At 67.5% G+C, this 22,619-nt stretch carries 25 protein-coding genes and 1 other RNA gene; 9 read left to right on the forward strand and 17 right to left on the reverse strand.

Annotation, left to right across the window (positions count from 1 at the left end):
* Positions 1 to 66: 66 nt before the first annotated feature.
* A complete protein-coding gene (gene hemL, locus QMX83_RS11415) occupies positions 67 to 1,356 on the reverse strand; it encodes a glutamate-1-semialdehyde 2,1-aminomutase (protein ID WP_282296752.1) in 1,290 nt (429 codons plus the stop codon).
* Positions 1,353 to 2,000 carry a thiamine phosphate synthase gene (gene thiE / locus QMX83_RS11420; protein ID WP_282296753.1) on the reverse strand — a complete coding sequence of 216 codons (648 nt, stop codon included), beginning with the start codon at positions 1,998 to 2,000 and terminating at the stop codon, positions 1,353 to 1,355. Before thiE ends, hemL begins: the two co-directional genes overlap by 4 nt.
* A gap of 72 nt (positions 2,001 to 2,072) precedes the next feature.
* On the opposite strand from thiE, the gene QMX83_RS11425 reads away from it, so the two are divergent.
* Positions 2,073 to 2,264: a rubredoxin gene (locus tag QMX83_RS11425; protein WP_282296754.1), complete on the forward strand. Its 192-nt coding sequence runs from the start codon at positions 2,073 to 2,075 to the stop codon at positions 2,262 to 2,264.
* On the opposite strand, the gene QMX83_RS11430 is transcribed toward QMX83_RS11425, so the two are convergent.
* The 8 genes from QMX83_RS11430 to QMX83_RS11465 all read right to left on the reverse strand — a co-directional run bounded on the left by QMX83_RS11430 (position 2,261) and on the right by QMX83_RS11465 (position 6,262).
* Entirely contained in the window at positions 2,261 to 3,106 is an 846-nt protein-coding gene (locus tag QMX83_RS11430; protein WP_282296755.1) for a tetratricopeptide repeat protein, read from the reverse strand. The two genes, QMX83_RS11425 and QMX83_RS11430, sit on opposite strands and share 4 nt — an antisense overlap.
* Positions 3,107 to 3,191: 85 nt before the next feature.
* The gene (locus tag QMX83_RS11435) at positions 3,192 to 3,650 is read right to left on the reverse strand and encodes a DUF192 domain-containing protein (protein ID WP_282296756.1); all 459 of its coding nucleotides are present in this window, start codon (positions 3,648 to 3,650) and stop codon (positions 3,192 to 3,194) included.
* 22 nt (positions 3,651 to 3,672) lie between these two features.
* A complete protein-coding gene (gene rpiA / locus QMX83_RS11440) occupies positions 3,673 to 4,320 on the reverse strand; it encodes a ribose-5-phosphate isomerase RpiA (RefSeq protein WP_282296757.1) in 648 nt (215 codons plus the stop codon).
* A 34-nt stretch (positions 4,321 to 4,354) separates the two neighbouring features.
* A complete protein-coding gene (locus QMX83_RS11445; RefSeq protein WP_125359819.1) occupies positions 4,355 to 4,831 on the reverse strand; it encodes an EVE domain-containing protein in 477 nt (158 codons plus the stop codon).
* Positions 4,828 to 5,415 (reverse strand): 5-formyltetrahydrofolate cyclo-ligase, encoded by a 588-nt coding sequence (locus QMX83_RS11450; protein WP_282296759.1) that lies wholly within the window; start codon positions 5,413 to 5,415, stop codon positions 4,828 to 4,830. Before QMX83_RS11450 ends, QMX83_RS11445 begins: the two co-directional genes overlap by 4 nt.
* A gap of 81 nt (positions 5,416 to 5,496) precedes the next feature.
* Positions 5,497 to 5,681: non-coding RNA, 6S RNA (gene ssrS / locus QMX83_RS11455), on the reverse strand.
* Positions 5,682 to 5,747: 66 nt separating this feature from the next.
* Positions 5,748 to 6,044, reverse strand: a complete 297-nt coding sequence (locus QMX83_RS11460; RefSeq protein WP_282296760.1) for a cell division protein ZapA — start codon at positions 6,042 to 6,044, stop codon at positions 5,748 to 5,750.
* Positions 6,041 to 6,262, reverse strand: a complete 222-nt coding sequence (locus QMX83_RS11465; RefSeq protein ID WP_282296761.1) for a TIGR02449 family protein — start codon at positions 6,260 to 6,262, stop codon at positions 6,041 to 6,043. Before QMX83_RS11465 ends, QMX83_RS11460 begins: the two co-directional genes overlap by 4 nt.
* 92 nt (positions 6,263 to 6,354) lie before the next feature.
* On the opposite strand from QMX83_RS11465, the gene QMX83_RS11470 reads away from it, so the two are divergent.
* Both QMX83_RS11470 and QMX83_RS11475 read left to right on the forward strand, forming a co-directional pair.
* On the forward strand, positions 6,355 to 6,903 hold the full coding sequence (locus tag QMX83_RS11470; protein WP_282296762.1) for a UPF0149 family protein: 549 nt from the start codon (positions 6,355 to 6,357) through the stop codon (positions 6,901 to 6,903).
* A 7-nt stretch (positions 6,904 to 6,910) separates the two neighbouring features.
* Positions 6,911 to 8,239 (forward strand): aminopeptidase P N-terminal domain-containing protein, encoded by a 1,329-nt coding sequence (locus QMX83_RS11475; RefSeq protein ID WP_282296775.1) that lies wholly within the window; start codon positions 6,911 to 6,913, stop codon positions 8,237 to 8,239.
* 62 nt (positions 8,240 to 8,301) lie between these two features.
* Here the strand turns inward: QMX83_RS11475 and pepQ are convergent, their stop codons facing one another.
* The 7 genes from pepQ to rph form a co-directional block, all read right to left on the reverse strand.
* Positions 8,302 to 9,627, reverse strand: coding sequence for a Xaa-Pro dipeptidase (gene pepQ, locus QMX83_RS11480; protein WP_282296763.1), 1,326 nt, complete (start codon positions 9,625 to 9,627; stop codon positions 8,302 to 8,304).
* 82 nt (positions 9,628 to 9,709) lie between these two features.
* Positions 9,710 to 10,063, reverse strand: coding sequence for a PilZ domain-containing protein (locus QMX83_RS11485; protein WP_282296764.1), 354 nt, complete (start codon positions 10,061 to 10,063; stop codon positions 9,710 to 9,712).
* The gene (locus tag QMX83_RS11490; RefSeq protein ID WP_282296765.1) at positions 10,060 to 12,561 is read right to left on the reverse strand and encodes a DUF1631 family protein; all 2,502 of its coding nucleotides are present in this window, start codon (positions 12,559 to 12,561) and stop codon (positions 10,060 to 10,062) included. Before QMX83_RS11490 ends, QMX83_RS11485 begins: the two co-directional genes overlap by 4 nt.
* Positions 12,562 to 12,677: 116 nt before the next feature.
* Positions 12,678 to 13,886: a radical SAM family heme chaperone HemW gene (gene hemW, locus QMX83_RS11495; RefSeq protein WP_282296766.1), complete on the reverse strand. Its 1,209-nt coding sequence runs from the start codon at positions 13,884 to 13,886 to the stop codon at positions 12,678 to 12,680.
* Positions 13,887 to 13,922: 36 nt separating this feature from the next.
* Positions 13,923 to 14,513 (reverse strand): RdgB/HAM1 family non-canonical purine NTP pyrophosphatase, encoded by a 591-nt coding sequence (gene rdgB, locus QMX83_RS11500; protein WP_282296767.1) that lies wholly within the window; start codon positions 14,511 to 14,513, stop codon positions 13,923 to 13,925.
* The gene (locus QMX83_RS11505; RefSeq protein WP_282296768.1) at positions 14,510 to 14,899 is read right to left on the reverse strand and encodes a VOC family protein; all 390 of its coding nucleotides are present in this window, start codon (positions 14,897 to 14,899) and stop codon (positions 14,510 to 14,512) included. The genes rdgB and QMX83_RS11505 overlap by 4 nt, the downstream gene beginning before the upstream one ends.
* The gene (rph, locus tag QMX83_RS11510) at positions 14,896 to 15,624 is read right to left on the reverse strand and encodes a ribonuclease PH (protein ID WP_282296769.1); all 729 of its coding nucleotides are present in this window, start codon (positions 15,622 to 15,624) and stop codon (positions 14,896 to 14,898) included. The genes QMX83_RS11505 and rph overlap by 4 nt, the downstream gene beginning before the upstream one ends.
* A gap of 121 nt (positions 15,625 to 15,745) precedes the next feature.
* Between rph and QMX83_RS11515 the strand changes: the two genes are divergently transcribed.
* From QMX83_RS11515 to recG, 6 genes are all read left to right on the forward strand, one after another.
* Complete coding sequence (locus tag QMX83_RS11515; protein WP_282296770.1) at positions 15,746 to 16,606, forward strand: YicC/YloC family endoribonuclease; 861 nt, start codon at positions 15,746 to 15,748, stop codon at positions 16,604 to 16,606.
* A complete protein-coding gene (gmk, locus tag QMX83_RS11520) occupies positions 16,603 to 17,268 on the forward strand; it encodes a guanylate kinase (protein WP_282296771.1) in 666 nt (221 codons plus the stop codon). Before QMX83_RS11515 ends, gmk begins: the two co-directional genes overlap by 4 nt.
* 112 nt (positions 17,269 to 17,380) lie before the next feature.
* Entirely contained in the window at positions 17,381 to 17,680 is a 300-nt protein-coding gene (gene rpoZ, locus QMX83_RS11525; RefSeq protein ID WP_005410877.1) for a DNA-directed RNA polymerase subunit omega, read from the forward strand.
* A 111-nt stretch (positions 17,681 to 17,791) separates the two neighbouring features.
* Complete coding sequence (locus tag QMX83_RS11530) at positions 17,792 to 19,951, forward strand: bifunctional (p)ppGpp synthetase/guanosine-3',5'-bis(diphosphate) 3'-pyrophosphohydrolase (RefSeq protein WP_282296772.1); 2,160 nt, start codon at positions 17,792 to 17,794, stop codon at positions 19,949 to 19,951.
* Between the two features lie 54 nt (positions 19,952 to 20,005).
* Positions 20,006 to 20,392 carry a RidA family protein gene (locus QMX83_RS11535; RefSeq protein WP_282296773.1) on the forward strand — a complete coding sequence of 129 codons (387 nt, stop codon included), beginning with the start codon at positions 20,006 to 20,008 and terminating at the stop codon, positions 20,390 to 20,392.
* 8 nt (positions 20,393 to 20,400) lie between these two features.
* Positions 20,401 to 22,512 (forward strand): ATP-dependent DNA helicase RecG, encoded by a 2,112-nt coding sequence (gene recG / locus QMX83_RS11540; protein ID WP_282296774.1) that lies wholly within the window; start codon positions 20,401 to 20,403, stop codon positions 22,510 to 22,512.
* Positions 22,513 to 22,619 lie beyond the last annotated feature (107 nt).

The raw sequence follows: 22,619 nt of genomic DNA on the forward strand, positions 1-22,619 counted from the left end.
GGGCGTGGCTCTACAGCAACCTCGGATCCGTAGAGCCACGCCCTGCGTGGCTTCGCGGTGTGTCCGTCAGCCCTTGGCCACCACAAACGCCTCACGCGCGGCGGCAATCGTGGCATCAATCACCGCATCATCGTGCGCGCTGGACAGGAACCCGGCCTCGTACGCCGACGGGGCCAGGAACACACCACGCTCCAGCATGGCGTGGAAGAACCGATTGAACGCGGCCGTATCGCACGCGGTGGCCTGCGCATAGGTCTCCACCTTTTCATCGGTGAAGAACAGCCCGAACATCGCCCCAACCTGGGTGGTGGTCACCGCCACGCCTGCCTCAGCGGCAGCCGCTTCCAGCCCCGCACACAGGCGCGCGGTCGAGGCCGACAGGCGCTCATGGAAGCCCGGCTCCTGCACCAGTTCCAACATTGCCAGGCCGGCGGCCATGGCCACCGGATTGCCGCTGAGCGTGCCGGCCTGGTAGATCGGGCCGGCCGGGGCGATCTGCGAAAGCAGGTCGCGGCGACCGCCGTAAGCGCCCACCGGCATGCCGCCGCCGATGATCTTGCCGAACGTGGTCAGGTCCGGGGTGATGCCGTAGTGCGCCTGTGCACCGCCAAGGGCGACGCGGAAGCCGGTCATCACTTCGTCGAAGATCAGCAGCGCGCCGTACTGGGTGCACAGCGCGCGCAGGTGCTGCAGGTAGCCCTCGCGCGGCGGAATGCAGTTGGCGTTGCCGACCACCGGTTCGATGATCAGGCCGGCGATGTGCTCGCCCTGCTCGGCGAACAGCGCGGTGGCGGCTTCGAAGTCGTTGTAGGGCAGGGTGAGGGTGAGTTCGCTCAGCCCGGCCGGGACGCCCGGCGAGGTCGGCACGCCCAGGGTCAGCATGCCGCTGCCGGCCTTGACCAGGAAGGAGTCGCCGTGGCCGTGGTAGCAGCCTTCAAACTTGACGATGCGGCTGCGGCCGGTGGCACCACGCGCCAGGCGGATCGCCGACAGCGTGGCTTCGGTACCGGAATTGACCATGCGCACCATTTCGCACGACGGCACCAGCCGGGTGATGGTTTCGGCCATGGTCACTTCGGCGGCGCACGGCGCACCGAACGACAGCCCGTTGTTGATCGCGTGCTTCACCGCCTGGCGCACGCTGGGGTGGTTGTGGCCGACGATCATCGGACCCCACGAGCCAACGTAGTCGATGTACTGGTTGCCGTCCACGTCATACAGGTACGCGCCGTCGGCGCGTTCGACGAAGAACGGCTCGCCGCCGACCGACTTGAACGCGCGCACCGGCGAATTGACCCCGCCGGGCAGCAGCGCCTGGGCGCGGGTGAACAAGGCGTGGGAGTTGTCGTGGTTCATGCGGTGGGGTCCTGGAAACGGGCAAGGCAGGCGCGCAGGGCGGCGACCGGGTCGGGGGCGGCAAAGATGCCGCTGACCACGGCGACCAGGTCGGCCCCGGCGGCGATGATCGGGCCCACATTGTCCGGGGTCAGGCCGCCAATCGCCACCCGCGGCACGCCCAGTGCGGCGCTTTGCCGCAGCAGGTCAGGGGTGGCGCGGCTGTTGGTGACCTTGGTCGTGGTGGGGAAGAACGCGCCGAAGGCTACGTAACTGGCCCCGGCGGCGACGCCGGCGTGGGCGCGCTCCAGCCGGTCGTAGCAGGAGGTGCCGATGATGGCGGCCGGCCCGAGCAGGCCACGGGCGGCGGCAATGTCGCCGTCCTCCGCGCCCAGATGCACGCCGGCTGCACCGACAGCCTGGGCCAGTGGGGCGTCGTCGTTGATGATCAGCGGCACGCCGTGGGCGGCGCACAGCGGCTGCAGCGCGGCGGCCTGAGCCTGGCGCAGGGCCGCGCTGGCGGTTTTGTTGCGGTACTGCAGCCAGGTCGCGCCGGCCGCCAGCAGGGGTTCCACCCGCGCCAGCAGGCGCGCGGTGTCGGCCTCGTCGGGGGTGATCAGGTAAACGCCCCGCGGGGACGTGGGTGCAGCAACAGGGGTGTTCATCAATGGCTACCAGCAGCGCGACGGGAGTGGGACAATGCCGGTCAACCGTACTGCCCAGCCCCTGATTATCCAATGAGCGACACTGCCGCCACCACTTTCCGCACCTGGATGTGCGTTGTCTGCGGTTTCATCTACAAGGAAGTCGATGGCCTGCCGGAAGAGGGCATTGCCCCCGGGACCGCCTGGGAAGACGTGCCCGACACCTGGACGTGCCCGGATTGCGGCGTGACCAAGGACGATTTCGAGATGGTCGAGATCGACTAATGCAGCCGCGGCGCGCCCGCGCCCAGCTCGATCAACTTGTCCCGCACCCACTGCGCATCGCTGGCCTGCGCATTGCGCTTGAGGTACAGCCCCAGGTCATGCCGCGCTCCGGCCAGATGATCCAGCTGTAAATACGCCAAGCCACGGTCGCGCAGCGCGTCCTCCTGTTCGGGAGCGAGCTTCAGCAGGCGGTCGGCACTGCGCGCGGCGCGGTCCCATTCGCCGCGCTCGGCGTACACCCCGTGCAGGTTGCGCAGCATGCGCATCAGGATCGCCCGCGCAGGCGCGGCGTCCAGAATCTGGGCCAGGACCTGGTCGTCAGGCACTTCACCGCCCAGGTGCGAGCGGGCACGCTCGCGCAGTTCGTCCACATCCAGCGGGCGGCCGCCATTGAACGGGTCCATCACCAGCATGCCGTCATCCACCGGCAGGCGCACCAGGAAGTGCCCCGGGAAGGACACGCCATCCAGCGGAATACCCAGCCGTCGGGCGACTTCCATCTGCACCAGCGCCAGTGAGATCGGGTTGCCCAGGCGGCGGTCCAGCACCTGGTTGAGGTAACTGTTGCGCGGGTCGTAGTACTCGCCATGGTCGCCGCCATAGCCCAGTTCATCGAACAGGTGCCGATTCACGGCGGCGATCTTGAGCGGGAAGTGATCCAGCGTATCCACCTCGGTGCGCAGGTGGTCGGCATGGCTCTGCACCAGCGCGTCATACGCGGCCGGGTCGAGGTCGGGGTATTCGTCGCGCGCGATCAGCAGGGCGGTGGGCAACAGCGGCAGCGCCTCGTCGTCCAGTTCGGCCAGGCTGTCCCACGCCGGCAATGTGATCTTCCCCTGCATGGCCACAGACTGGCGACAAACGCGCCGCGATTCAAGCGGCGCGCTGTGAAAATCCAGCGCCGGGGCAAGCCCGGCGTGGCAGGGTTCAGCGGGCTTCGATGCCGGGGCCGAAGGTGATCTCCGCCCCGTCCTGTAGGCCCAGCTTCTGGGCCTGGCCGGCATTGAGTTCCAGTACGTACTTGGCAGGACCGCTGCTGGGGTAGGGCGGGCAGCGGTCGCCGGCCGAGCACGGCGGCACGTCGCGCTGCTGGCTGACCAGCTTGCGCTGGTCATCGAAGTACAGAATGTCCAGCGCGATGCGGGTGTTCTTCATCCAGTAGGCCTGCAGTTCCGCACGGTCGTGGATGAACAGCATGCCGTGGTCCTCGGCCATCTGGTCGCGGAACATCAGCCCGCGCGCGCGCTCGGCATCGTCGGTGGCCAGTTCCACGTGGTAGCGGGCACCGCCCACCTCCACCCAGTGACGGGCTCCGCCCGTGGCGCAGGCGCTCAGCGAGCACAGCATCAACAACGGCAGCAACAGACGCAGCAACGAAGAACGCATACCGGGTGTCCTCAGGGAAAAGTTACAGAACCTGCGGCGGCTCGCCGCCCACGATGACCACGTCCGCCGGGCGACGTGCAAACAGGCCCACGCAGACCACGCCGGGCAGCTGGTTGAGCTCGCGCTCCAGCTTCACCGGATCGGTGATCTCCAGATGATGGATATCCAGGATCTGGTTGCCGTTGTCGGTTACCACACCTTCGCGCCAGGTCGGCTGGCCACCGGTCATGTCCATGATCTGGCGGGCCACCAGGCTGCGCGCCATCGGGATCACTTCCACCGGCAGCGGGAATTTTCCCAGCACCTGCACCTGCTTGCTCGGGTCGACGATGCAGACGAACTGCTCGCTGGCCTCGGCGATGATCTTCTCGCGGGTCAGCGCGGCACCGCCGCCTTTGATCAGGCACTTGTTGCCGTCACATTCGTCGGCCCCGTCCACGTACAGCGACAGTTTGCCGGTGTGGTTGAGCTCCATCACCTCGATGCCGTGTTCCTTCAACCGCGCGGTGCTCTGTTCGGAGCTGGAGACGGCTCCCTTGATGCGGTGCTTGATACGGGCCAGGCCGTCGATGAAGTAGGCCACGGTGGAACCGGTGCCGACTCCGACGATCATGCCGTCTTGGACGTATTCCAGGGCTTTTTCGGCGGCCAGGCGCTTGGCTTCGGACATGGGGCAGTACTCGTAAAAGACAGAAGGAAAGGGGTCAGTGCTTTTCCAGCGACAGCAGCAGCTTCCACTGCGCGGCGGTCACCGGCAGGATCGACAGCCGGTTGCCGCGCGCGATCAGGGGGAAGCCCTCGCCCAGCGCGTCGGCATGCAGCTTGATCTCGTCCAGTGAAATGGTGTCGCGCAGCTTGCGCTCGAAGGCCACGTCCACCAGCAGCCAGCGCGGTTCTTCGCGGGTGGCCTTGGGGTCGTAGTAATCGGACTTCGGGTCGAACTGGGTGTCGTCCGGGTAGGCTTCGGTGGCCACCGTGGCGGTACCGACGATGCCCGGCACCTTGGTGTTGGAGTGATAGAACAGCACGCCGTCGCCGACCTTCATGCCGTCGCGCATGAAATTGCGCGCCTGGTAGTTGCGTACGCCGTTCCAGGGTTCCTGGCCCACGCGCTGCAGGTCGTCGATGGAAAAGGCGTCCGGTTCGGACTTCATCAGCCAGTAGCGCTTGCGTGCGGTCATGCGGGGCGGGTCACGGGAACAAGGGTGGTGGTTTCGGTACAGATCGCATCCACGCCGACGTCCCACGCCTGCACCGGCAACTCATCGACCTGCTGGGCATCGAAGCCAACGCCGACCAGCCACGGCGGAGCCGGACGGGCCTGACGGAATGCGAAGCTGCGATCATACCAGCCGCCTCCCATGCCCAAGCGTCGTCCGTGCGCGTCAAAGCCCACCAGCGGAGCCACCACCAGCGCCATCTGCTCGGCGGCGAGGGTGTCGCCGGCGTCCACGTCCGGTTCGGGGATGCCGTAACGGTTGGCGGTGAGTGGCTGCCCGGGACGCCACGGCGCAAAGCGCAGCACGTCGCCGGCGAGCACCGGCAGGCAATAGGTGAGCGACTCGGGCAGGCGCATCTGCCAGCGGTGCAGGGCGATCTCGCCGTCCAGCGCCCAGTAGCCGGCAACAGGGCCGTGCTGGGGAGCGAAGGGCAGGGCGAACAGGGCGTCGGCGAGCCGTTCGGCCGCTTCAATGCGCTGTGCGGCGGGAATGTCGCGGCGGCGTTGGCGCAACTGCTGACGCAGTGCGGAGCGCGGGTCGGTCATGCCTGGGTCCGGTCAGCGGTGCAGGGCGGCGGATAAAACAAGAGCGACGTTCCGGTGGAACGTCGCTCTTGCAGGAATACTGCATTCTCCGCGGTGACGATGCGTGCGAAACGACCTTGAACCCGGGGTTCAAGTGGGTACGCTGGGACTCCATCGGGCTTCCCGCTACAAGGCGGACCTGCACTCCCGGCGTCGTCGCGCACCCGTGGTCGTAATTAAGGGACAAGGCGAATGTTTGCACACGCCGTCGTTCACAGCAGAGAACGCAGGGTCATTATAGCCAACCCCGCCGATTCGGGTACCCCCGTTCGTCGGTCCGATTGCGTGCCAATTCAGGCGCCGTCGAATGCGCGGTCCAGACGCCGGTTCAGGCCGGAGAGGGTCTGCTGCAGGGCGGTGGCCTGCTGCGCGTGTTCATCGCGCAACTGCTGCAGTTCGTGGGCCAGATTGAGCGCGGCGAGCACGGCAATGCGGTCGACCGCAGCCATGCGGTTGCTGCCGCGGATCTCGCGCATCTTGGCATCCAGCAGACGGGCGGCGGCGGTCAGGCTTTCGCGTTCGTCAGCACCCACGCCCACGGTGTATTCGCGATCAAGGATGCGGACGCTGACCGGTTCGGACTGGCTCATGTGTGCTGCTCCAGGGATTTGAGCCGGGCGATCATCGCTTCCACCCGGGAACGGGCCTGCTCGTTCTTGGCCAGCAGCTGCGAGCGCTCGTTGACCAGCTGTTCCTGCTGGTGGCGCAGGCTGCGGTTTTCCTCGGCCAGGCGCTGGTTGCGCTCCAGCAATGCCTCGACCCGTGCGGCGAAGGCCTGTAGCTGGGCGATGGCATCTGAAGGTTCCATGTCCCGCACGATAGCGCAGGCACGGCCCCGGCCGCTACCTGTGGGTTGCTACACTAGGAAACTGCCCATCTGCTGTGTGATCGAGCGCAAAAATGACCGAACTTCCGACTGTCCAAGAGGTAACCCAGGCAAGCCAGGCTCTGGGCCTGGGGGCCAGCGCGGCCGAGCTGCACGGCGGCCTGTGTGGCTGGCTGTCGGCCGGCGGCGCGGCGGTGCGCGAGTGGCCGGCCAAGGTGCTGGCCGACGACAGCCTGCCGGCGGCGCAGGAAGGCGACACCCTGGATGCGCTGCTGGCGGCGACCGTGGCCCAGCTGGAAGACCGCGACTTCGCCTTTGAGCTGCTGCTCACCGATGCCAACGACACCACCTCGCAGGCGGATGCCCTGTTTGCCTGGGCGCGCGCGTTCCTCGGCGGGTTCGGGCTGGGTGCCGGCGGCAACCGCCCGGTGCTGTCCGAGGAAGGTGAAGAAGCCCTGACCGATCTGGCCAAGCTGGCTCAGGTCTCGGTGGAAGATTTTGAAAGCGGCAACGATGACGACGAGGACGCCCTGGCCGAGATCGAGGAGTTCGTCCGCGTCGCGGTGCTGCTGCTGCACGGCGACTGCGTGATGGGTGCCCGCCACCGTCAGCGTCTGAACTGAGATGGCGATCGTCGACCTGACCGGAATCAGCGCCGAAGAATACCGGCAGCGCCGCCAGCAGTTGATGGAGATGGCCGGCGACGACGCCATTCTGGTGCTGCCGGCCGCCTCCGAGCGGGTGCGCAGCCTGGACACGCATTATCCGTTCCGGCAGGACTCGGACTTCTGGTACCTGAGCGGCTTCCCGGAGCCGGACGCGGTGCTGGTGCTGATTCCGGGGCGTCGCCACGGCGAAGTGATCCTGTTCTGCCGCGAGCGCGATGCCGAACGGGAGGCCTGGGACGGTGCGCGTGCCGGACAGGAAGGCGCGGTGGCGGACTTCGGCATGGACGATGCCTATCCGATCGATGACCTCGACGACATCCTGCCGGGGCTGCTGGAAGGCCGTTCGCGCGTGTACTACCACTTCGGCCGCGACGCGGACTTCGACCTGAAGCTGATCGGCTGGGTCAACCGGGTGCGTTCGCAGGTCCGCCACGGCGCGCAGCCGCCACATGAGTTCCTGGAACTGGGGCACCTGCTGCACGAGCAGCGGCTGTTCAAGTCGCCGGCGGAAGTGGCGCTGATGCAGCGCGCCGCGCAGATCACCGTGCAGGCGCACCGCACCGCGATGCGCGTCGCGCGGCCGGGCATGTACGAATACGAACTCCAGGCCGACCTGGAGCGCGACTTCCGCGCCAACGACGCATGGCCGGCCTACGGCAGCATCGTCGGTGCCGGTGCGAACGCGTGCATCCTGCATTACCGGGGCAACAACGCGCGCAGCCAGGACGGCGATCTGGTGCTGATCGACGCCGGCGCGGAGTTCCGCGGTTACGCCAGCGACATCACCCGCACGTTCCCGATCAACGGTCGGTTCACCGCAGAGCAGCGCGCGCTGCATGATCTGGTCGGGGCGGCGCAGGCGGCAGCGCTGGCACAGGCGCGCCCGGGCGTGCCGTACGAGGCCGGCCATCTGGCCGCGCTGCAGACTCTCACCGAAGGCCTGCTGCGACTGGGGCTGCTGACGGGCAATCTGGAAGAGAACATCGCCCAAGGCCATTACCAGCGCTTCTACCGGCACAAAACCGGTCACTGGCTGGGCCTGGACGTACATGACGTCGGCGATTACCGCCTGGCGGGCGACTCGCGCCTGCTGGAGCCCGGCATGGTGTTCACCATCGAGCCGGGGCTGTACGTGAGTGCGGACGACCGCAGTGTGGAAGCGCGTTGGCGCGGCATTGGCATCCGCACCGAGGACGACGTGCTGATCACCGACGACGGCCACCGCGTGCTGACCGAAGGCCTGGCACGCAGCGCCGATGAGATCGAAGCGGAGATGGCTTCTTCGCGCTGATCGCCTGAACTACGAAACGCCGGGCACATCCCGGCGATCCGTAAATCGTGCAATCAGAACCATCAGGCCTCGGCAAATGCCGGGCGGGTGAGGTTGTCGGCGTCGGCTTCGGTGCACATCACTTCGTCTTCGATGCGGACGCCGCCGTAGGGGCGGAAGAAGTCCACGCGGTTCCAGTCGATGCTGTCGCCGTGGCCGCACTGCTTTACCTCGTCCAGCAGCATGTCGATGAAATACACGCCCGGTTCGATGGTCACCACCATGCCGGGTTCCAGTGTCCGGGTGAGGCGCAGGTAGGGATGGCCCTGCGGGCGCTCGATGCGGCCGCCACGGTCGCTGGCCGCGAAGCCCGCCACGTCGTGTACCTGCAGGCCGATCAGATGGCCGAGGCCGTGCGGGAAGAAGGCCGCGCTCACGCCGGTGGCCAGCGCCGCTTCCGGCGAAACCTTCAGTACGCCGAAGTCCTTCAGGATGCCCATCAGCGAAAGATGCGCATCCACATGCAGCTGCTTGTAGTCCACGCCCGCGCGCACGCCCGCGCACATCTGCTGCTGGGCGGCGTCCACCGAGTCGATCAGCGCCTGGAACTCATCGTGCCCGGTCGTCGCATAGGTGCGGGTGATGTCGCTGGCGTAACCGAACGCGCTGGCACCGGCATCGATCAGGAAGCTGCGCAGCGGCTGCGGCGCGGTCTTGCCCAGGTCGGTGTAATGCAGCACCGCCGCGTGCTCGTTCAGGCCCACGATGTTGCCGTAGGGCAGTTCATTCGCATCCTGGCCGACCGCGCTGCAGTACGCCATGTGGATCTCGAATTCGCTCGCGCCTGCACGGAACGCCGCTTCCGCCGCGCGATGGCCACGCACGCCCAGACGCTGGGCCTGGCGCATCAGCGCGATTTCATACGGTGTTTTTACCGCGCGATGCCAGTCCAGGTAGGCCAGCACCGGCTCGGGGTTGTTGGGGGCAAATGCGCCCAGCGTGCTCTGCGGTTCGCCCAGGATCGCGCAGCGTGCCGCGTCGGCCGGCAGCAGGGCCAGGGCCTGGTCGGGCGTGCGGATGATCTCGATGTCGAAATGCTCCACCCACCAGCCGTTGGGGGCGTCCGGCACCACGTGCCAGTAGTCGAACGGCTGATGGAAGATCACCTTCGGACGCTTGCCCGGGGTATACACCAGCCAGCTGTTGGGAACCTTGGTCAGCGGCAGCCAGGCCTTGAAGTTCGGGTTCACCGCGTAGGGATAATCGCGGTCGTCGAACATCTGGTAGTGCAGCGTGCCGCTGGGAATCACCAGGTGGTCAAAACCACCCCGCGCCAAGGCCTCGTCGGCGCGCTGGGCAAGCACGCGGACGTGATGGGAATACAGGGCACCAAGGTCGGGCAGGTTCATTGCGGAAGCTCACAGGGCAGTGCGGAGTGCAGCCCCTGATTCTGCCGCAATTGGCGCACCGGCGCTGTGCAGGAACCGGCGCTCAGGGTGCCGAAGTTTCCTGCTCCACCCAGGCCCTGAGCAGGGCACGGTGCTCGTTGCTCAGCGTCAGGAAGCGGAAGCCGGTCCAGAACTGTCCCGGAGCGTTGCTTTCCTCGTGCCACAACAGGTGCGCGCCCACATCCAGCGGGATCGGCTGGCCGCCGGGGCCCGGAATGGCGAAGCGGAACTGAAACAGCGCGTCGTCATTCATCGGTACCGAGGCAATCATCAGCATGCCGGTTTCCGAGACGTTGCCCAGCCGGCCGATCACGGCCTCGGCCATCATGTCGGTGACCGGCACCTGTTCGGTCACCTCGCGGCGGCGCGCGCGGCGGGTGTTCTTGTCGTCACTCATGCGGTCCCCTCACTGGTGCCTGCCAGCGACCGCAGCGTGCGCAGCGTCGCCTGCCAGGCCCGGTCGATCAGGCGGCTCTTGTCTTCGGTCACGATGCGCGCCTGCCCGTGCGCCATCAGGCGTGCCAGTGCGTCCAGAGAATGCTCGGCCACCTTCTGGCCGCGCGGATTGACGAACAAGGCGTTGTCGGTGATCAGGCTATACCAGCTCAGGCGCTGGCGGCGCACATCACCCTGCTGGTTGGTAGTGAACTCGAACCAGGTGCCGAAGGGCAGGGTGCGCAGCTGCTTGTACTGCTCTTCTTCGGCCGCCGTGCGTGCCAGGGGCGCGGCCTTGCGCGGATCGTGGCCGTCGCCCTGCTCGCCGAGCCGGCTGCGCGCGCGCAGACGCGCGGTCAGCTCGGTGCGCGAACTGCTCTCGTCTTCGCCGCCCGGGGTGGACAACCGGCGCGAGATCGCAGCCGCTTCGTCATGGTGGTAGCCGACCTGCAGCAGAGCGGCCTCGACCTGCTGTCCCAGCTCGGCATCGCTGCCGGCACTGCCCGGGGCCTGGCAGGTGATCTCGGCAATGCGCGCGGTTTCCTGCGTGCGCTGCTGCCATTGCTCGGAGCCTTCGCCGTTGCGCAGCAGGGTGAGGGTCAGCACATCGGACCAGGCCTGCTTCAGCAGCGACTGCACGAAGCGCGGCGGTGCGGCGTCCGCGCACAGCTGCTCGATGCTGGCCCCGGCCTGCTGCTTGGCCGACTCCAGTCGTTCCTTGCCGCGCGCGGCCTCCACGTGGCGGCGTTCGGCCAGTTCAGCTTTGTGCGCCAAGGCACGGAAGTGCTGCTGAACCTCTTCGTTGGCGGCCTCGAATACCGCGCTGTCGCCTTCATAGTCGTTGACGACCTTGGCCACGGCGCGGTCCAGCTTCTGCACCAGCTGCGGGTCGACGTCTTCCTCGCCCAGCCAGTTGGCCCCGGCTTCGGCGACGGCATTGAGCAGTTCTCGCGCCGGATGCTGGTCGCGGACGAAGAAGGCCGGGTCGCTCAGTGCGGCGCGTGCGACCGGCACCTGCAGCCGGGTCAGCAGGTCCACCGCGGCGGCATCCGGCCGCACCTCGCGCTGGATCTGGCCGTACAGCATGTTGAGCAGGTCGAAGGTGTCGTTGTCCTTGACCGTCAGGGCGGCCTGCGGGCCGTGGTCGGCGCGCATCTGCGCGAGCAGGGCGTTGTGCAGGTCGGCCATGCTGCGGCGGGCGTGGACCGCCTGCGACTGCAGCTTGGCCAGGGTGGCATGCACGGTGGTACTGGTCAGCGGCTGCGCAGGCGTGCTGCCCGTGCTTTCGCCGGGCGCAGGTGCGGGGAACGCCTCTGCCGCGTTGGGACCGCCGGTCGCAGCGGGCGCGTCGCCAGCAGGACCGTCGGCGGCCGCTGCGCCAAGCGATGGCAGCGGGGGCGGCATGGCGGTGCCGGTCGTACCGGCCGGGTGTGGGCTGCCGGCACCGGCCGCAGCGCCGCCGTGCGCGTGGCGGGCCGCCTCCAGCAACTGGTGCAGCGCCGACAGTGCCGGTGCATTGAGGTCGGCGGGTGAACCCGCGGCGCTGGCCGAGCCGGTGGCGGGCGCCGCCGGGGTGGACGGAGCCGGTACCTGCGCACCGATCGCCTCCTCGGTCATGGCCGCCCAGTTGCCTCCACCGGCGGATCCACTCCAGCCCGTCAGTGGACGGGCGGCGGCACCGCCGGCCTTGCGCCAGGCTCCGGCGTTGCCCCGTTCGGGACCGGTGACGATGCGGCGGGTGGTGGCCGAGCGGGCCAGGTAGGGCGTGTAGACCAGGCCGGGCAGGATGCCTTCGTGGGCCAGCAGGATGTTGGCGCGCTCCAGCAGTTCGCCCAGCCGTTCCAGCAGCTGGTGGTCGAACACCCGGTACAGCGCCAGCTGCGTTTCCAGTCCGAGATCGAACTGCTCGCCCAGCTCGCGGGTGATCCGGCACAGCACGTAGGGGCCGAACGGCAGGTCCTCGACGTCGAACTCGGGGCCGGCGGCCAACACGCCGAAGCGCTGCCCCAGCAGCTGCAGGGCGCTGGCGGAGCGCTGTGCTTCGCGGCGGGTGATGTCGGCCAGCACGATGTCGCGGTCGATGTCGGTGTCGGTGACCAGGGTCAGCGTGGTGGCGGTCACCGCGGCCGGCGCAGCCGGCTCATGCCGCACGCGCGGCTCGCGCAGCTTGGCCAGCGCCGCGCCCAGCGCGTCGAGGAAGCGCGGTGCGAACTGCGCGTTGATTTCGTGCAGGCGGCGGGTCTGGGCGTAGATGTCGGCCTGGATCTGACTGTTGCGCGCCCGTTCGGCGTCCCGGAACAGCTCACGCTCCAGCTCGACGATGGTCAGCTTGAGCGGGTTGGCCAGGGTCTGCTCGGCCAGCGCATGCAGCGCGGCCAGAAGGCGGCGCACGCGTGGTGGTGCATCGACGCTGGCAAAGCGACGGGTGTCGGGTGGCAATGGCGGTGCGGACGCTGACATCCGTTGTAGGTTCCGGCTCCCCTGTAGAGTACGGAATCTAACGTTTTCGGGGGTTTCCCGCCAGAAGGGATGTCCCCACATCCGCGATGGCCGGCCAGCCGCCGGCCATCACGATGTCACGGTAGAAACAACTCCACCACGTCATTGGTGAACCGCCGCCCCAGCTCGGTCGGCTGCGCGCGTTCAGCGTCCACGGTCATCCAGCCACGTTCGACCGCGGTGCGCAGCGGCTCGGCGATCACCTGCCGGTCCAGCCCGGTGCGCGACTCGAAGTCCTTCAGTGCGAAGCCTTCATGCAGGCGCAGCAGGTTGAGCATGTATTCGAACGGCAGCCGTGCCGCATCGATCACATCGTCGCCGCCGATGGACGCGGCGCTGCCGGCCGTGTCCATGAAGGTCTGCGGGTGCTTGTGCTTCCAGCGGCGCAGGACGTGCTGTTCGGCCCCGGAGCTGATCTTGCCGTGCGCGCCCGCACCGATGCCCAGATAATCGCCGAAGCGCCAGTAGTTCAGGTTGTGCGCACTCTGCCGGCCGGGGCGGGCGTAGGCGCTGACCTCGTACTGCGCAAAGCCGGCCTCGGCAAGCATGCGCTGGCAGTGTTCCTGGATGTCCCAGGCAGCATCGTCATCGGGAATGCCCTGCGGCGGGCGGGCAAAGAACACCGTATTCGGTTCCAGGGTGAGCTGGTAATGCGAGAGGTGGGTGGGCTGCAGGGCGAAGGCGCGTTCGAGGTCGTGCTCGGCCTGGGCCAGGGTCTGCTCCGGCAACGCATACATCAGGTCGATGTTGAAGTTGTCGTAGCCCGCGTCCTGGGCCAGCTTGACCGCGCGCTCGGCTTCGCCGCTGTCGTGGATGCGGCCCAGTCGCTTCAGGGCGTCGTCGTTGAACGTCTGAATGCCAAAGCTGATCCGGTTCACCCCGGCCGCGCGGTAGCGGTCGAAGCGACCGTGCTCGGCGGTGCCCGGGTTGGTTTCCAGGGTCACTTCCAGGTTCGGCGCGAAGCGCAACCGCGCCGAAGCCGCCTGCAGGAAACGATCAATGGCGTCCGGTGGGAACAGGCTGGGCGTGCCGCCGCCAAAAAACACGCTGTTCACCACCCGGCCCCAGACCAGCGGCAGGTCCTGGTCGAGGTCGCGGATCAGCGCGTCGATGTACGCGTCAAAGGGCAGCTCGCCCTTGCCCACATGCGAATTGAAGTCGCAGTAGGGGCACTTGCGCACGCACCAGGGCAGGTGCACGTACAGCGACAGCGGCGGCGGTACCAGCGACACGCCGTGGTCGTGGTCACAGTGTTCGCCGGGAAGGTGGCAATGATGGTCAGACATGATTCGGGGTGACGTTCAGACGCGCATGGCGCGTCTCTACAGATGGGACAGCTTCTGCTTCAGCAACTGCAGCGCCTTGGCGCGATGGCTCATCGCGTTCTTCAGATCCGGAGCCATTTCAGCAGCGGTCTGCTGCAGCACCGGGTCCAGGAACAGCGGGTTGTAGCCGAAGCCATGGTTGCCGCGCAGCTCGTCGAGGATCTCGCCTTCCCAGCTGCCTTCGCAGATCAGCGGCTGCGGGTCGTTGGCGTGGCGCAGCAGCACGATCACCGCGTAGAAGCGGGCGGTGCGGCGTTCCGCGGGAACGTCACGCAGCGCTTCCAGCAGCTTGGCGTTGTTGGCCGCGTCGTTGGTCGGGCTGCCGGCGTAGCGCGCGCTGTACAGGCCGGGGGCTCCGTCCAATGCATCCACGATCAGGCCGGAGTCATCGGCCAACGCGGGCAGGCCGGTCACGGCGCTGGCGTGGCGCGCCTTGATCAGCGCGTTCTCGACAAAGGTCAGGCCGGTCTCCGGCACGTCGCTGACACCGAGTTCGCCCTGCGCCACGATCTGCAGCGGCAGGTTGGCGAGCATGGCCTGCAGTTCCTTCAGTTTGCCGGCGTTGCCGCTGGCCAGTACCAGTTTCATTGTTTCGGCTCCAGCAGGTCCCAGGTGTTGCCGTACAGGTCGCGGAACACCGCGACGGTGGCGTAGCTTTCCTCGCGCGGAGCTTCCAGGAACTCGACGCCGGCAGCCTGCATGGCGGCGTGGTCGCGCCAGAAGTCGTCGGTGTTCAGGAAGAAGCCCACCCGGCCACCGGTCTGGTTGCCGATCCGCGAACGCTGTTCATCGTTGCTGGCGCGGGCCAGCAGCAGCGCGGCGGCGCTGCCGTCGGTCGGGCCGACCACCACCCAGCGCTTGCTGCCCTGGTCGATGTCCTCGAGCAGGGCAAAGCCCAGCTTGCCCGTATACCAGGCAATCGCCTCGTCGTAATCGGCCACCACCAAGGTGGTCAGGGCGATGCGACGGTTCACGGCTGGGCCAGCGCGGCCTGCTGGGCCGCGAACAGCTCGGTGGAGCCCTTTTCGGCGAGGGCCAGCAGCGCATCCAGTTCCTCGCGACGGAAGGCGTGGCCTTCGGCCGTGCCCTGCAGCTCGATGAAACCGCCACCGTCGTTCATCACCACATTCATGTCGGTGTCGCAGTCGCTGTCTTCGGCATAGTCAAGGTCCAGCACCGGAGTACCGCGGTAGATGCCGACGGAAATCGCGGCGACCGCGCCGAAGATCGGGTTGCGCTTCAGCTCACCCTTGTTGATCAGGTGATTCACCGCATCCACCAGCGCCACATAGGCACCGGTGATGGCGGCGGTGCGGGTGCCGCCGTCAGCCTGCAGGACGTCGCAGTCCAGGGTGATGGTGCGTTCGCCGAGGGCGCGGCGGTCGATGCAGGCGCGCAGCGAGCGGCCGATCAGACGCTGGATCTCGAGGGTGCGGCCGCCCTGCTTGCCGCGCGCGGCTTCACGGTCGTTGCGGGTGTGGGTGGAGCGCGGCAGCATGCCGTATTCGGCGGTGACCCAGCCTTCGCCCTTGCCGCGCAGGAAGCCCGGTACGCGGTTTTCCACGCTGGCGGTGCACAGCACGCGGGTGTCGCCGAAGCTGACCAGCACCGAACCTTCGGCGTGGCGGGTGAAGGCGCGCTCGATGCGCACTTCGCGCAGCTGGTCGGCCTGGCGGCCGCTGGGACGGGAATCGGACATGAAAGGTTTCCGGTAGTACGTGGGATGCGGGTCCGCGCCCGGGCCGGAGACCGGCGGGCGAGGAGGTCGAGAAGAGGCCGCTAGGGTACCATTCCCCCTTTGAGAGCATCGGAAACCCCGAATGATTCGAAGCATGACCGCCTATGCCGGCGGCGAGCGGGTGACCCCCTGGGGCACGCTTGGATGCGAGCTGCGCTCGGTCAACCACCGCTTCCTCGAGGTCGGCACGCGCCTGCCCGAAGAACTGCGCGCGCTGGAACCGCAGCTGCGCGAGCGCATTGCCGCCCGGTTGAGCCGGGGCAAGCTGGACCTGGTGATGCGCCTGCGTGCGCCCGAGAGCGCCGCCAGCCTGCAGGTGAACGAGGCGCTGCTGGGCCAGCTGGGCGCGCTGGCGCACCGGCTGACGTCGGATTTCCCCAACCTGCAGGTCAGCTTCACCGAGCTGCTGCAGCTGCCGGGCGTGACCCAGGGCGAAGCCACCGACGCGGCGGCTCTGCAGGTCGAGGCGCTGGCGCTGCTGGAACAGGTGCTGGACGGCTTCGTCGCCGCGCGTGAGCGTGAAGGCGACAAGCTGGCCATCGCGATCAGCGAGCGCGTTGACGCAATTGAACGCATCGCCGCTGAGGTCACCACGCTGATCCCGCAGATCCGCGACGGCCAACGGGCCAAGCTGGCCGCGCGTCTGGCCGACCTGCCGCATCCGGTGGAGCCGGGGCGGGCCGAGCAGGAACTGGTGCTGTGGCTGCAGAAGCTGGACGTGGACGAGGAACTGGATCGCCTGCGCAGCCACATCGTGGAGATCCGCCGGGTGCTGAAGCAGCGCGAGCCGGTCGGTCGCCGCCTGGACTTCCTGCTGCAGGAGTTCAACCGTGAAGCCAACACCCTGGGTTCCAAGTCGGTGGACAGCCGCACCTCCAACGCCGCGGTGGAACTGAAGGTGCTGATCGACCAGATCCGCGAACAGGTGCAGAACATCGAATGAGCAGCCAGCCCACTCCGACCGGTGCCCCGGCGCGCGGCACCCTGTACATCGTGGCCGCCCCGTCCGGTGCCGGCAAAAGCAGCATCGTCAACGCCACCCTGGCACGCGACCCGCAGATCGCGCTCTCGATCTCGTTCACCTCGCGGGCGATGCGCCCGGGCGAGGTCGACGGCGAGCACTACCATTTCGTCAGCGCCGAGGCGTTCGAGAAGATGATCGCCGCCGGCGACTTCTTCGAGCATGCCTGGGTGCATGGCGACTGGAAGGGCACGGCCCGCCAGTCGGTCGAGCCGCAGCTGGCCGCCGGCCAGGACGTGCTGCTGGAGATCGACTGGCAGGGGGCCCAGCAGGTCCGCCAGCTGGTGCCCGGTACGGTCACGGTGTTCATCCTGCCGCCGTCCAAGCAGGCCCTGCAGGACCGCATGCGCAAGCGCGGCCAGGACAGCGAGGCGGTGATCGCCCAGCGCCTGGGAGCGGCCCGCGAGGAGATGCTGCACTTCAATGACTTCGACTACGTCATCGTCAACGAGGTGTTCGACACCGCGGTCAACGAGCTGTGCGCCATCTTCACCGCCAGCCGGCTGCGCCGGGAGGCCCAGAAGGTCCGGCATGCCGGGCTGATCCAGGCCCTGCTGACCCAGGAGCCGGGCGCAACAGCTTGATTCATAAAGGGGCGTTAATGGTTTGGCTTGATTTTGTCCAGGCCCGCCCCTTACAATCCGTCCCCTTTCCCTCATTTGATTGAGCAGCCCGTGCCGGCTGCCGGGAGCCCGCATGGCCCGCATCACCGTAGAAGATTGTCTGGAAGTTGTGAACAACCGTTTCGAGCTGGTCATGATGGCGTCCAAGCGCGCCCGTCAGCTGGCTAACGGTGTCCAGGCCACCCTGGACAACAGCGAGACCGAAGACAAGCCGACCGTGCTGGCGCTGCGTGAAATTGCCGCCCGCAAGATCGACAACGCCCTGATCGACGAAGTCGAGAAGGCCGAGCGCGAACGTGCCGAGCGCGAAGCGCTGGAATGGGCCGCTGCTGAAGTGGTCGCCGACGAAGACATGTCCAAGAACGACGACTGATCGCCCGCCGGTCGCGTCGTACTGCAGACAGCCCGCCTTGTGCGGGCTGTTTGCGTTTTTCAGACTGTCAACAGTTTGCCGTTATCCCTTGGCTGGAATAGTCTTCCAGCCATGAACCCAGGCCCCACTGCAAAGGTCGCCGTGTCTCCCGGCGCGGCCGTTCCCGACTACGTCCTCCAGCTTGAGCGCGCGGCGCATTACCTGCCGCCCGAGCAGCTGCCGCTGCTGCGTCGTGCCTGGGAAGTGGGGGCCTCGGCGCATGCCGGGCAGACCCGCAAGTCCGGCGAGCCCTACATCACCCATCCGGTGGCGGTGGCGCAGGTGCTGGCCGAACTGGGACTGGATGTCGAAGCGCTGATTGCGGCGATCCTGCACGACACCATTGAAGACACGCCGCTGACCCGCGAGGAGTTGTCGGCCGAGTTCGGCGAGGCGGTGGCCGAGCTGGTCGACGGCGTCACCAAGCTGGACAAGCTGAAGTTCCGCGACCGCCAGGAGGCGGCGGCGGAGAGTTTCCGCAAGATGCTGCTGGCGATGTCGCGCGACCTGCGCGTGATCATGATCAAACTGGCCGACCGCCTGCACAACATGCGCACGCTGGGCGCGCAGAGCCGCGAGGCGCGCGGCCGCATCGCCCGCGAAACGCTGGAGATCTACGCGCCCATCGCGCAGCGACTGGGCATGAGCCTGGTCAAGAGCGAACTGCAGAACCTTGGCTTCAAGGCGCTGTACCCGTGGCGCCACGCCATTCTGGAAAAGCACATCCGCAGCCAGCCGGTGGTCCGCCGCGAGGCGATGGCGCAGGTGGAAGTGCAGCTGTCGCAGCGGCTGGCCAAGGAAGGGCTGGAGCACCGGCTGGTCAGTCGTATCAAGACCCCGTGGAGCATCTACAACAAGATGCGCGACGAGAACAAATCCTTCGACCAGGTGATGGATGTGTTCGGCTTCCGGCTGGTGGTGCGCAGCGTGCCCAACAGCTACCACGCGCTGGGTGCGGTGCACGCGACCTTCAAGCCGCTGGATGGGCGCTTCCGCGACTTCATCGCCATTCCCAAGGCCAACGGCTACCAGTCGCTGCACACCGTGTTGTTCGGGCCGTATGGCTCGCCGATCGAAGTGCAGATCCGCACCGAGGAGATGGACCTGATCGCCGAGCGCGGCGTGGCCGCGCACTGGACGTACAAGTTCGGTGGCGACAGCCCCAACAGCGCGCAGAGCCGGGCCCATGCCTGGATCGTCGAACTGATCGACTCGCAGCGCGCCGCCGGTTCGTCGCTGGAATTCCTCGACAACGTGAAGGTCGACCTGTTCCCGGACGAGGTTTACCTGTTCACCCCGAAGGGCAAGATCCTGGCCCTGCCGCGCAATTCGACCGCGCTGGACTTCGCCTATGCGGTGCATACCGACGTGGGCAATACCGCGGTGGCCTCGCGGGTGGACAAAAAGCTGGTGCCACTGCGCACCAAGCTGGTCAGTGGGCAGACCGTGGAAGTGATCACCGCGCGTTCGGCCACGCCCAAGCCACAGTGGCTGGAGTTCGTGGTCAGCAGCAAGGCGCGCACCGCGATCCGTCACCAGCTCAAGCAGCTCGAGCACGAAGATGCCGTGCAGCTGGGCCATCGCATGCTCGACCGCGCGCTGGAAGCGATGGACAGCTCGCTGGAGCGCCTGCCCAAGGGCCGTCTGGACGCGTTCCTGGCCGAGCACCGTTACCCGCGCCTGGAGGCCCTGCTGGCCGAGGTGGCGCTGGGCAACTGGATGCCCAACCAGGCCGCGCAGGCGCTGATGGCGTATGCCGAGCTGCGTGGCGGCGCGCATTCCAAGCATTCGCAGGAGAAGATCCTGATCAATGGCAGCGAGCGTGGCGTGGTCAGCTTCGCCAACTGCTGCCAGCCGATCCCCGGCGACGACATCATGGGCTACCACACGGCCGGCAAGGGCATCGTGGTGCACCGCATGGACTGCCCGAACCTGGCGGAACTGCGCAAGTCGCCCGAACGCTGGGTGCCGATCGGCTGGGATACCACCGTGTCTGGTGATTACGACACCGCGCTGGTGGTCGAAGTGGAGAATGGTACCGGCGTGCTGGCCCAGCTGGCGGCGGCCATTGCCCAGAGCCACTCCAACATCGAACGGGTGGATTACCTGGATCGCGACTTCAATGCGGCCGTGCTGGCCTTCAACATCCAGGTACGCGACCGCAACCACCTGGCCGAGGTCATGCGGCGGTTGCGGCGTCTGTCGGTGGTCCAGTCGGTGCGCCGCCAATAGCAACGATCGAAATCGATACAATGGCCCACCATTGTTCGACACATCGAGGCACCCATGTCCCGCCAGATCATCAACACCGAAAAGGCCCCCGCCGCGATCGGTCCGTACTCGCAGGCCGTGCGTGCCGGCAACACCGTGTACTTCTCCGGCCAGATTCCGCTGGATCCGGCCACCGGCGACATCGTCGGCGTGGGTGACGTCGAAGCGCAGGCCCGTCGCGCCTTCGACAACCTCAAGGCGGTGGCCGAAGCCGCCGGCGGTTCGCTGGACCAGGTCGTGCGCCTGGGCCTGTACCTCACCGACCTGGCCGAGTTCGCCAAGGTCAACGCGGTCATGCAGGACTACTTCCAGGCCCCGTTCCCGGCCCGTTCCACCATCGAAGTGTCCGGCCTGCCCAAGGGTGCGAACTTCGAGGTCGACGCGGTGATGGTCATCGCCTGACCCCTGTCGTGGCGCGCAAGGCGGCGGCAACCCCGGCCCTGGCTCCGTCCGGCGAAGCATCGTTGTCGATGCTCGCCGGCGTTGGGCCGGCTGTGGCCGCCAAGCTCGCCAGCCGCGGCTTGTTGACGCTGCAGGACCTGTGGCTGCACCTGCCGCTGCGTTACGAAGACCGCACCGCGCTGACCCGTATCCAGGACCTGCGCAACGGCGTACCCGCGCAGGTGGAAGGCCGGGTGGTCGCGGTAGAGCGCGGCATGCGCTTCCGCCCCATGCTCAAGGTGGCGGTGGAGGACGAAGGGCAGGGCACCCTGGTGCTGCGCTTTTTCCATTTCCGCCAACAGCAGGTGGCCCAGTTCTCCAAAGGGACCCGGCTGCGCTGTTTCGGCACGCCCAAGGCTGGCCAGTTCGGCCTGGAGATCGTCCATCCCAGCTACCAGATCCTCGGCCAGCATGAAGATGCAGCGCTGGGCGACAGCCTGGACCCGGTCTACCCGGCGGTCGAGGGCATCGGACCGGCGACCCTGCGCAAACTGATCGGGCAGGCGCTGGACCGGTTGCCGGATGACGCCACGCTGGAACTGCTGCCGTCTGGTTGGCTGGATGGGGTGTCACTGCCGTCGTTGCGCAGCGCGCTGCTCACGGTCCACCGGCCGCCACCCGATGCGGATCTGTCCGCACTGGCCGCCGGCCGTCACCCGGCGCAGCAGCGGCTGGCCATCGAAGAGCTGCTGGCCCATCACCTGAGCCTGCGCCGGCAACGCATGGCGCTGCAGGCGCATCACGCGCCCTCGCTGCGCGGCGGTGGCGCGCTCGTGGAACGGCTGCGCAGCAGCCTGCCCTTTGCACTCACCGGTGCGCAGCAGCGCGTGTTTGAACAGATCCGCAAGGATCTGGCCAAGGCCCATCCGATGTTGCGCCTGGTGCAGGGCGATGTGGGCTCCGGCAAAACCGTGGTGGCCGCGCTGGCGGCCATGCTGGCGGTCGAGCGGGGCAAGCAGGTGGCACTGGCCGCCCCGACCGAGCTGCTGGCCGAGCAGCATCTGAACAACCTGCGCGGCTGGCTGGAACCGCTGGGCGTGCGTACCGCGTGGCTGGCCGGCAAGGTCACCGGCAAGGCGCGCAGCAAGGTGCTGGCCGAGGTCGCGTCGGGCGAGGCGCAGGTGGTCGTTGGCACTCACGCGTTGATGCAGGACGCGGTGGTGTTTGCCGATCTGGCGCTGGCCATCGTCGATGAGCAGCACCGTTTCGGTGTGCACCAGCGCCTTGCATTGCGCGACAAGGGGGCCGATGGCCGCAGCGTGCCGCACCAGCTGGTGATGACCGCCACCCCCATTCCGCGCACCTTGGCCATGTCCGAATACGCCGACCTGGACGTATCGGCCATTGATGAACTGCCGCCGGGTCGTACCCCGGTGCAGACCGTGGCGCTCAACAATGACCGCCGCCCCGAGCTGATCGAGCGCATTGCGCTGGCCTGCCGGGAAGGTCGGCAGGTTTACTGGGTGTGCACGCTGATCGAGGAAAGCGAGGAGCTGGACGCGACGCCAGCGCAGGCCACCTTTGAGTCGTTGCAGGCGCTGCTGCCCGGTGTCCGCGTTGGACTGGTGCACGGGCGCATGAAGGCGGCGGAAAAGCAGGCCACGATGGTGGCATTCAAGGCGGCTCAGATCGACCTGCTGGTCGCTACCACGGTCATTGAAGTCGGCGTGGACGTGCCCAACGCCTCGTTGATGATCATTGAGAACGCCGAACGCCTGGGTCTGGCCCAGCTGCACCAGCTGCGCGGCCGGGTCGGGCGCGGGTCGGCGGTGTCGCGCTGCATGCTGCTGTACCAGGCACCGTTGTCGCAGATGGCGCGTGAACGGCTGGAGACCATGCGCCAGACCAACGATGGTTTCCTGATTGCCGAAAAAGACCTGGAGCTGCGCGGCCCCGGCGAGCTGCTGGGTACACGCCAGACCGGTCTGGCCGCGTTCCGCATGGCCGACCTGACGCGTGATGCGGACCTGCTGCCGGGGGTGCATGCGCTGGCCGAGCGCTTGTTGGCGCAAGCCCCCGAGGTGGCCGACCGCGTCGTGCAACGTTGGATAGGCAGCGCAGTCCGATTTGCTTCGGCGTGATCGAAGGCCCGGTAGCGCCGGCCGTTGGCCGGCCCAGGCGGTCCTTGCCATCCCATGACCCCCGGACCACCTTGTAATTGTCACCTTTGGGTGAGACAGTCCCTTGC

The sequence above is a fragment of the Stenotrophomonas sp. PS02289 genome, from assembly GCF_029960115.1.
Taxonomy (GTDB): domain Bacteria; phylum Pseudomonadota; class Gammaproteobacteria; order Xanthomonadales; family Xanthomonadaceae; genus Stenotrophomonas.